This is a genomic window from Microvirga sp. 2MCAF35 (assembly GCF_052115545.1).
GTDB lineage: Bacteria > Pseudomonadota > Alphaproteobacteria > Rhizobiales > Beijerinckiaceae > Microvirga.
In genome coordinates, this window is sequence record NZ_JBFRGW010000003.1 from 165,559 (window position 1) to 174,329 (window position 8,771).

The 8,771-nt window shown below is 62.8% G+C and carries 9 protein-coding genes, 2 tRNA genes and 2 pseudogenes; 7 read left to right on the forward strand and 6 right to left on the reverse strand.

Annotated elements, in window-relative coordinates; all coding sequences use genetic code 11:
* Positions 1–195 precede the first annotated feature (195 nt).
* Complete coding sequence (locus AB4097_RS02835) at positions 196–1,041, reverse strand: patatin-like phospholipase family protein (RefSeq protein WP_442037047.1); 846 nt, start codon at positions 1,039–1,041, stop codon at positions 196–198.
* Between the two features lie 7 nt (positions 1,042–1,048).
* A complete protein-coding gene (locus AB4097_RS02840; RefSeq protein ID WP_442037049.1) occupies positions 1,049–1,534 on the reverse strand; it encodes a MarR family winged helix-turn-helix transcriptional regulator in 486 nt (161 codons plus the stop codon).
* Between the two features lie 262 nt (positions 1,535–1,796).
* Between AB4097_RS02840 and AB4097_RS02845 the strand changes: the two genes are divergently transcribed.
* A complete protein-coding gene (locus AB4097_RS02845) occupies positions 1,797–2,576 on the forward strand; it encodes a DUF1499 domain-containing protein (protein WP_442037051.1) in 780 nt (259 codons plus the stop codon).
* On the opposite strand, the gene AB4097_RS02850 is transcribed toward AB4097_RS02845, so the two are convergent.
* Positions 2,577–3,488, reverse strand: coding sequence for an MBL fold metallo-hydrolase (locus tag AB4097_RS02850; protein WP_442037053.1), 912 nt, complete (start codon positions 3,486–3,488; stop codon positions 2,577–2,579).
* A 207-nt stretch (positions 3,489–3,695) separates the two neighbouring features.
* On the opposite strand from AB4097_RS02850, the gene AB4097_RS02855 reads away from it, so the two are divergent.
* On the forward strand, positions 3,696–4,304 hold the full coding sequence (locus AB4097_RS02855; protein WP_442037055.1) for a biotin transporter BioY: 609 nt from the start codon (positions 3,696–3,698) through the stop codon (positions 4,302–4,304).
* A gap of 79 nt (positions 4,305–4,383) precedes the next feature.
* On the opposite strand, the gene AB4097_RS02860 is transcribed toward AB4097_RS02855, so the two are convergent.
* On the reverse strand, positions 4,384–4,647 hold the full coding sequence (locus AB4097_RS02860) for a hypothetical protein (protein WP_442037057.1): 264 nt from the start codon (positions 4,645–4,647) through the stop codon (positions 4,384–4,386).
* A 200-nt stretch (positions 4,648–4,847) separates the two neighbouring features.
* Here AB4097_RS02860 and AB4097_RS02865 point away from each other — a divergent pair, with 200 nt between their 5' ends.
* Positions 4,848–5,546: a hypothetical protein gene (locus tag AB4097_RS02865; RefSeq protein ID WP_442037059.1), complete on the forward strand. Its 699-nt coding sequence runs from the start codon at positions 4,848–4,850 to the stop codon at positions 5,544–5,546.
* Positions 5,547–5,575: 29 nt separating this feature from the next.
* Here the strand turns inward: AB4097_RS02865 and AB4097_RS02870 are convergent, their stop codons facing one another.
* Complete coding sequence (locus AB4097_RS02870) at positions 5,576–5,977, reverse strand: DoxX family protein (protein WP_442037061.1); 402 nt, start codon at positions 5,975–5,977, stop codon at positions 5,576–5,578.
* 594 nt (positions 5,978–6,571) lie between these two features.
* Here AB4097_RS02870 and AB4097_RS02875 point away from each other — a divergent pair.
* Entirely contained in the window at positions 6,572–6,895 is a 324-nt protein-coding gene (locus AB4097_RS02875; protein WP_442037063.1) for a hypothetical protein, read from the forward strand.
* 88 nt (positions 6,896–6,983) lie between these two features.
* Here AB4097_RS02875 and AB4097_RS02880 read toward each other — a convergent pair.
* Positions 6,984–7,060, reverse strand: a tRNA-Pro gene (locus AB4097_RS02880).
* A 148-nt stretch (positions 7,061–7,208) separates the two neighbouring features.
* On the opposite strand from AB4097_RS02880, the gene AB4097_RS02885 reads away from it, so the two are divergent.
* From AB4097_RS02885 to AB4097_RS02895, 3 genes and pseudogenes are all read left to right on the forward strand, one after another.
* Positions 7,209–7,283 (forward strand) — tRNA-Gln (locus tag AB4097_RS02885).
* A 408-nt stretch (positions 7,284–7,691) separates the two neighbouring features.
* Positions 7,692–8,377, forward strand: a pseudogene (locus tag AB4097_RS02890) (ABC transporter substrate-binding protein); the annotation flags it as partial.
* Positions 8,355–8,531, forward strand: a pseudogene (locus AB4097_RS02895) (alkylhydroperoxidase domain protein); the annotation flags it as partial. The pseudogenes AB4097_RS02890 and AB4097_RS02895, both read left to right, overlap by 23 nt.
* Between the last annotated feature and the right edge of the window lie 240 nt (positions 8,532–8,771).

An 8,771-nucleotide genomic window follows, 5' to 3' on the forward strand; every position in this document is an offset into this window, starting at 1 on the left:
GGCAACCTGTTTTCATGATCTGCAGGGCTGTGACCGCTTTGGGGCAGAGCTGTGATCATGTGCTGGCTTGGCTGCAGATGAACTGCTCAAGCTGAATCAATCCTTAACGGTGCAACATTCGAGTTCGGGCGCGGACGAATTCACGTCCACATCTGTGAATGGGCACTGCGTTGTGTCCTGTAGCGCCAAGCCTCGCTAGATGCCGTGCGCGCCCGCACCTTTTGCAAAAGCCTCGCCGTCCCTCAAACCCATTTCGTAGGCTTTGCGGATTCCGGCCGGATTGGTGATGTCGAACTGACCGATGGGTACCGGTTCTGAGGGCTGGATATAGGTGCGACCCTTCACCTGCGGGAAGGCGCGATAGAGGCGCGAGAGAATGACGAGCGTCCTGCCGCCCCGCTCCTCGACCGGAAGCAGAGGCTCTGTCGGCACGTTGTCCACGAGCCCACCATCGAGGGCCGCCATGCCGCCGATTCGGCCGACTGGCATGAAAGGCGGCACGCTGGCACTCGCCATCAGGGCGGCCGACAGTTCCGCAGGCGATGCGAAGTCCCGTACCTGGACGAATTCCGGGCGGAACCCCAGAGCCCGGCCGCCACGCGGATGAACGGGAGAGCGCCACTTCTTCTCGATCTGATAAGTTGCGATGCCCAGCGGAATAGCGAGCGAGAGGGGCAGGCGGCGCGGCTTGCGGGCAAGCCCGATCACGATGGCCGGTCCCTGCTTCAGTCGGTCCAGGGCTGTTTCATCGATGATGGCCTCGATCAGGCTGCGGTACATGAGCGAGACCGGCCAGGGTGAGCCTTCGCTGCGCCAGGCACGCCATTCGAAATTGCGGCGCCCGAGGCTGCAGCCTTCCGCCACCATCTCGTTGACGCGCCGACCAAGTCCAAGAAGGCTGTAGCAGGCCGACCAGGCGCCCGCGCTCACGCCGACGACCATGTCGGGTTTCAGGCCGAGCAGCGGGGAAGCGGCCTCCCAGAAGCCGCCCTGCCAGTAGCAGCGGTTACCGCCGCCTGCGAAGGCCACCGCGTCGAACATCGAGGTCCTATCGGGCTTTGGGATCGGCCGCAGCTTCCTCGACCCGCGCCTTATCGCGCCAAGCCAGGACGATGCGTTCCAACTCGGCCAGGTCCTGAGCCGGAAGGGTTCCGAGCGTGCGCATCACATAGGCCCGCTGCGCAGCCATTCCCCGATTCGCCAGGTCGTGGCCTTTCGAGGTTAGGTACAGGGCATTGGACCGCCGATCGCCAGGAATCGATCGCCGCTCGACAAGCTCCGCCTCGACCATGCGGTCGAGAAGTCCCGAGACATTGCCCTTGGTGACGTAGAGCCGCTCCGCCAACTCCTGCTGGCTCATGCCCTCGCGCTCGGTGAGCGTGGAGAGCAGATCGAACTGGGGAATCGACAGGCCCAATTCCTTCAGCTCCGCGGCGACCGCATTGGTCGCCCGACGGTTCAGGCGGATGAAGCGAAACCAGATCCGTAGAGGATCCGCGATTTCGAACGGGGCAGGGGCTGGCGAGAGAGACATCAAAGGCTTCTGGCTCCTGGTAGAGGCGAATAGTTTATATTGAAACCGTCCGCCCCGTCACCCCTGCTGAAGAGCCGAGGAGGTCTCGTACTCAAGTTTATGAAGCCTGATTGGAACGAAAAGCAAAGCTTCTGCTTTCCTGTCCATCCCGCTATGCGCGCCGGCTGGTCCTTTTGGAAAAAGCCGGTGACATCCATCAAGGCAAGCCGCTTCTGTCACGAGAGGAGTGGCGCGCGCTCAAAGAGATTTGTAAGACGACCTGATGCGCCGTCTCATCATCGAAGAACCGGTCTCTCGTCCGGCGAAATGGTCTCCCGCCCTGGCATCGTTCGCGCTCGTCGTGAGCGTGCTCGCCATGCTGCTGATCCGCTTCGGCCGAATCGATTATCAATCGGGTTTCATCGCGCTCAGCGCGGGGATTGCGATTGCGCTCCTTGCGGTGGCCATGTCCTTCATGGGCTTCGTCCGCATCTGGCAGGAGGGGCGCCGGGGTCTGGGCAGTGCCGTCAGGGGCTTGATCATCGCGGGGCTCGTTCTCGCCTATCCGGGCTTCATGGCTCTCAAGGCTGCTACCCTGCCGCCGATCACCGATGTCAGCACCGATACAGACGATCCGCCCGCCTTTTCCCGCTCGCGCGCCGCGCTCCAGGCTCGTGATGGGCGCATCCCTCCGGATGTCGCCCCAGAGGCGCGGGAGATGCAGCGGGCCTCCTATGTGCAGATCGCGCCGCTCACGCTGGATATCGGCCCTGACGAGGCCTTTATCATTGTGGAGAAGGCCGCCCGCAATCTCGGCTGGCAGATGATCGAGGCCGTACCGCCCGGCGGGCGCATCGGCTTGGGACGCCTTGAGGCTATCGCCCGTTCGCGCCTGCTCAAGATGCCGAGCGACATCACGGTAAGAGTTCGCCCGCGCGTCGACGGCACGCGCATCGACATCCGCGCGGCCTCCCGCTTCGGCAGTCACGATCTGGGTGCCGATGCGGGCTACATCCGCGACTTCCTCGAAGAGGCCTCGAACCTGGCGATTGCGGTGCGCTGATCAGGCGGGCCCGTACTCGCTGTCCAGGGCGGGGATGCCCTCGACGCTCGCCTGTCCCTTGGCGACCAGATCCTCCAGATGCGCGAAGACTGAAAGGCCCGCGGCGGCGACCAGGGCAGGGTTCAGACCCTGATAGATCGCCGCTACGATCTCAGGGATCGTCCGGTCGCCGGCCTTGAGCCGGTTGAGGATCGAGGCTTCGCGCTGGCGTCGGTGATGGATGAGAGCCCGCACGAATCGCTGCGGCTCCTGTACGGGACCGCCATGGCCGGGCCAATAGAGCGTTTCCCCGCGGCCCTTCAGCTTGTCGAGGGATTCCATGAAGGCGCTCATGGATCCGTCGGGCGGGGCGATCACGGTCGTCGACCAGGCCATCACGTGATCGCCGGAGAACAGCGCCTTTTCCTCCGGCAGGACGAAGGCAAGATGGTTCGCCATGTGCCCGGGCGTCGCAAGCGCCTCCAGGGTCCAGCCGGGACCCTCGACCGCATCGCCCTCACGCATTTCCCGGTCGGGCGCGTAATCCTTGTCGGAACTCGCTTCCAGCGAATTGACCTCGCCCGAAAACAGGGGCCGGGCACTGTGATGGCGCGCGCAGCCCACGATTGCGGCACCCGTCGCGGCCTTGAGGGCGCGGGCGGCGGGCGAGTGGTCCTTGTGGGTGTGCGTGACGAGGATGTGGGTCACCGTCTCACCTCGCACCGCATCGAGGAGCGTCTCAATATGGCCGGGCACGTCGGGCCCTGGATCGATGATGGCGACGTTCCCCGAGCCGACGATGTAGCTGCAGGTCCCGGTGAAGGTGATGGGCCCCGGGTTCCGGGCGACGATCCTGCGCACGAGAGAGCTCACCCGCACGCATTGGCCCGATTGAGCGGGAGCACGGATGTCGAATGTGAGATCGTCGGCCATGCCGGAATCCTCTGGATGCGATGGGGCGTCCGGCGCTTCCTAGCGCATCGTGCGAAAAAGTGGACCCGGTTTTCAAACCGATATCAGGCCCATGCGTGTCCACAGCACCGCAAATGCCCGAACCTGAGCTTGAGGCAAGGGCTGGACCTGCCTATAAGGCTTCATGAGCCGCCGCGCGAATGGCGGAACGATCTGGAGATTCAATTCATGACGACCGGCGTCTCTTCGCTGTCTTCTCCGTCGACCCTCGTCGGCCTGCTCTGGCCGTCCCGGGACGATGCCCGCTTCGCGGCCCTTCGCGCCATCGTTCTGATGGCCGTCGGCACGGCGCTTCTCACCATTTCCGCCAAGGTTCAGGTGCCCCTGCCTTACGTTCCCATGACGCTGCAGACCCTGGTCGTGCTGCTCATCGGTGCATCCTATGGCTGGCGCCTCGGCGGCGCGACCGTCGGCCTCTATCTCGCCCAGGGCGCCATGGGCATGCCGGTCTTCGCCGGCCCGACAGCCGGGATCGGCTATCTCATGGGCCCCACCGGCGGCTTCCTGATCGGCTTCCTGGCTGCGGCCGTCGTGATGGGCTTCATGGCCGAGCGTGGTTGGGATCGTTCGCTCCCGCGCGTCATCATCATGATGGCCATCGGTCATGCGGTAATCTTCGCCTTCGGCCTGGGGCAGCTGTCGCTGGTCATGCCCTTCGCGAAGGCCTGGACCGTGGGTGCGGCTCCCTTCGTGGCGGCAACCCTCGTGAAGACCGCCTTGGCCGTGGCCCTGATGCAGGCGGCCTGGTCCGTGACCCGCCGCGGCGGCAAGGCCTGATCGGTCTTAACCGTGACGTATTCCGGAAGCCGCCTTCGGGCGGCTTCTTCTTTTTAAGGATCGGAGCGGGCCGGCCGGCTCAGCCGACGGAATGCACCAGCCGGAGCTTGGGTTTGGCTTTGGCAGACCCAAACAGAAAGGTGACGTCGGCCCATTCCTCGTCGCCGCCGTTTTCCTCGATCCGGTAGCCCATCTGCTTGGCGATGGCTTCGACCTGGCTGAGGTTCGAGCGCGCGATCCAGCGCGAGAATTCGCCCAAGCCCTGGTCCATCAGAACGGCAATCATGCCGATTTCGACGCCCTGATCGAAATCCTCGCTGCGGCCGGGAAAACGCAGCCGCAAACCGTCATCCAGGTGGATATGTCGCATAACGGGAAGCCCCCAACTCGCCCTTTACGGGCACCTTTTGTTGGAATGTATCAAGAAACGCCCCAGCCTGGAAGGCGGCATGGACGCGCATCCGGCAAGACGATGCCCAAGGCGGAACCGGCTCGGGCGGCCGCTCATTAGCCCTGCGACCGATTCGAAACAGGAGGGCTCCCATGGCCGATCGCAGAATCACCGCCTTCTTCGACACTTACGACGAAGCCGCGCGGGCAGTGGAGCGGCTGGAGGCGGCCCGTGTGCCGAATTTCGAGATCAGCCTCGTCTCCAACAATTTCGACGATGCTCACACCCATCGCGCGATACGGTCCTTCGACAAGGAGGGGGCGCCTCACGAATTCGCGGGAGCCACCGCCGCGGCCGGCACGGTCGCCGGGGCCGGAGCCGGCCTTCTGGCAGGGCTCGGCACGGTTGCCGTTCCGGGCTTCGGACCGGTGATCGCCGCAGGGTGGATCGTCTCGACCCTTGTAGGAGCCGGCGCCGGAGCGGCCGTCGGCGGCCTCGCCGGCGCGCTTGTCGATGCCGGAGTCGGCGACGAGGAAGCGCAGAACTATGCGGAAGGCGTCCGTCGCGGCGGAGCGCTCGTCACCGTGAAGGTTGATGAGGCGCAGAGGGACCGGGTCGTGCGGATCCTCGACGACGAGGGCGAGATCGAACCGGGCGAAGCGGAGAGGGAGGCGGCGAGGGAAGAGGATGAGGCTCCGGCTCCCCCGATCGGCGCCGCCGCGTCCACCACCACGGGCCTTACCACGGATCTCATGCCGATCCCCTTCGACGAGGATGAGAGCGACCCGACGCTCCACGTCGAGCTTGAGGACGAGCGCCTTCGCCGCCCGACGGGCACGAAGCCTAATTGAGGCGTCGCACGTGAAGGCGCTTCGATGCTTCAGCGGCTGCCGCGGAGGGCCCTATCCAGGCTCCATGCGCCGCCGCCGGCGGCGGCAATGAACAGGAACACGAAGCAATAGAGAATGGCCGCATCGCCGCCGTTCAGGACGGGGTAGAAGCTGCGCGGAGCATGGGCGATCCAGTAGGCGGCAGCCATGAGGCCCGAGAGAACGAAGGCAATTGGGCGCACGAACAGACCGGGGATCAGAAGCGCTCCGTCCAAGAGCTCCAGAACACCTGCAATCCAGGGAAGGCTGAAGGCCGCTGGTCCAGGATTGGGAGAGACCGGGAAGCCGAGAAGCTTCTGCGTCCCATGCGCCATGAAGATGAGAGCGGCGACGACGCGCAGGATGCTGAGAAGGCGCGGCGCCCAGACGGTCTCGAGCCGTGTGGTGTTCATCAGGATTCTCCAAGCTTCGAATGGTTGAGCGGTCGGCTTGGCCGATCAGCCCGTGAGCGAAGTCCCGATACAAGGTCGAGTCCGATCTTCCCAGCCCTCAACGCGAAGCTTCTGGTAACGAGTTGCTTACCACGTTCGCAACACGGTTCGATCCAGCTCACGAGTTCGGCGTTTCTCCTACGCCAACAGAACAGGGGGCTTCCATGACCATCCTCGATCCGAAAACCGGGCAGCTCGTCACCATCGATCTCACCTCCAAGCCGCGTCGCATATGATGCAGACTGTCGACGAGCAGGTCGGCGCGTCGAATGAATCCCAAAGATTTTTATCTCCCAATATTTTGATCGCACACTCCGCTGAACCTTCGCGCAGAGCGCCTAAATCAATATCGAGCAGTACGCGTTCGTGACCTGCCGCACATCGTACTTGTGACAACTTGTCGATGGTGGGAACGCCGGAACCCTTGCTGTGCAAAGGCATTGGCTAGCAGGAATGCATTCAACCGCGTGCCGAAGCGAAGGTTGGGTATTCTGATCGGCAGCCGCACCTGGGTCGATCTGCGTTTTTGAAGAATAGAGAGTTGAGGAGAGTCGAATGGCTCTGACGGGACGTTTCAATCTTCGCAAAACCTTCACCGGCCGCATCGTCCTGCAGGTCGAGGAGGAAGTGACGGGCTTCTGGAGCCGGATGTTCGGCAAGGCCAAGCTGCATCGCCGCTGGCGCGACGCGAATGTGCTGGACTTGGCTGCCCCGGAACTGCGTAGCCTCGTCGACCTGCGTTTCCGTCCGCGCTACATGCCTCAGACCAACGAGACCCTGCAGGACTGGACCAAGTCTCCGCGTCAGCTTGAGACGGTTCCGGCTCAGACCCTTCACTATGAGACTTATCAGGAGGACGGGCGCTTCTCGACGCATTGATGGGCAGGGCACGCCTGCGGGCAGCCGGCAAGCATCCGACAGGGATGATGCCCTGCGGTTCAATCGACCGTTTCGACTGGGAGAAGAATGGTCGGAGTGGCAGGATTTGAACCTGCGACCCCCACGTCCCGAACGTGGTGCGCTACCAGACTGCGCTACACTCCGACACCGAGAAATTCCCGGGAGGCCGGTCTTATAGCGACGCGGCGGGGGCGCCGCAAGGGGAGAATTTGGTCTTTCTTCCAGAATCCGACCGCGCGCAAAACGGTGTTGCCAGCCGCCACGTGGCCGATTATGTACACGCCACATCTGTTGGGGCGTCGCCAAGTGGTAAGGCAGCGGTTTTTGGTACCGCCATTCCCAGGTTCGAATCCTGGCGCCCCAGCCATCTTATCCCAAAGTTCTTGAGGTCGAAGATATTCGCCCGTTTTCGGGTGAGGAGCCTCATGCCTCTGCGCATTCGCAGCAGGGGTCCGAGAGGCGTGCTCTCGATTAAGGAACGGGTGCGCTGAATTCAGGACAGGGCAATCCCAAAAGACGCCTCTCAAGCTTCAGTTGAAGATCTATTTGAACTTTCATCTCCAGTAGAGACTCGTTGGAGCAGATTATGCTCGTCCGCTTCATTCTATAAAAAGAACATCCCGGTTGTAATAACGGGCATTCGGCTGCGATAATCCGCTTACATTCGGTTCAAGGCCAACCGTCCAGGGGATCTATCGTGACACTCAAATCTCGCTTTAGAAGCAGAGCTGGCATCGTGACACCGGAAGGGGCCACGCTCCTCGCAGGCTTCTCGATGTGGACCAGCGGCGCGAAGGCCGGGGGCGATCATGTGCCGGCGAAGGGCGATTCCCTGATCCATCTTGAGCAGCAGCCTCACACGAATCTATATCCACTGGCGGGGGCTTCTATCCCAATGGCGGGATTCTCAACCGGATCGCCGACAAACTCAGCTATCAGAACCCGAAGACGCTCTAGATCGAGCCTTGGTTCGCCGAGTCGTGGGCGGTGAATGCCAATGCGACGGAATACACCTTCAAGATCCGAAAGGGCGTGACTTTCTCCGACGGTACGCCGCTCGATGCGGCTGCGGTGGCCAAGAACTATGACCGCAGCGAGGTCATCAATTCCCAGACAGTGAAGTTCACCTTCAAAAAACCGTCATCCGGTTTCCTGTAGGGCACGTCCGTCATCGGCTCCGGTCTTGTTTCCCTGAGGGCGCTTGCATTGCCTTACGAGGCGCTGGGCGATACCACGAAGATCATCGGCTACATCGTCACGCCGGAAGATAGCGTGCGCATCGGCGCTCTCGTGGCAGGACAGGCTGACGACATTAGCCAGATTCAGGCCTATGACGAGAAGCAGGTCGAGGGCTACCTGATCTACGCGCCCTCGACGTGCGGCGTGTACAACAGCGTCGTCTTCCGTCCCGACAATCCGCTCGTCGCCGACGTTCGAGTCCGTCGCGCTGACCGACACGCCGATCGCGTTCAGTGACAAGCAGATTGATGAGCTGCGGACGGCGGGACTCGACGACCTGGAGATCGTCGACATGATCAACGGCGCGGCCTTCTTCAATTGGGCGAACCGCCTGATGCTCTCCCTCGGCGAGCCGACCCCGCCTGCCAAGTCTTAATCTCTGGATTACAAAACGGCGGCATTGGATGTCGCCACCGACAATGCGGGCCATGGCAGTAATGATCATGGCCGCGATATCTCGCGCGAGTGATCGTGTCCCGTGGCGTGGTGTAAGAGCGCCAGTCCTCGGCTGAGCCGGGTTGCTCAGGCGGTCACGGCCGACAGCCTGCGAACGGGATCATCGCTCAACGAACTCAGACTTTCCAGCGACATGTAGCGCCGGCTCACCGCCCACTCG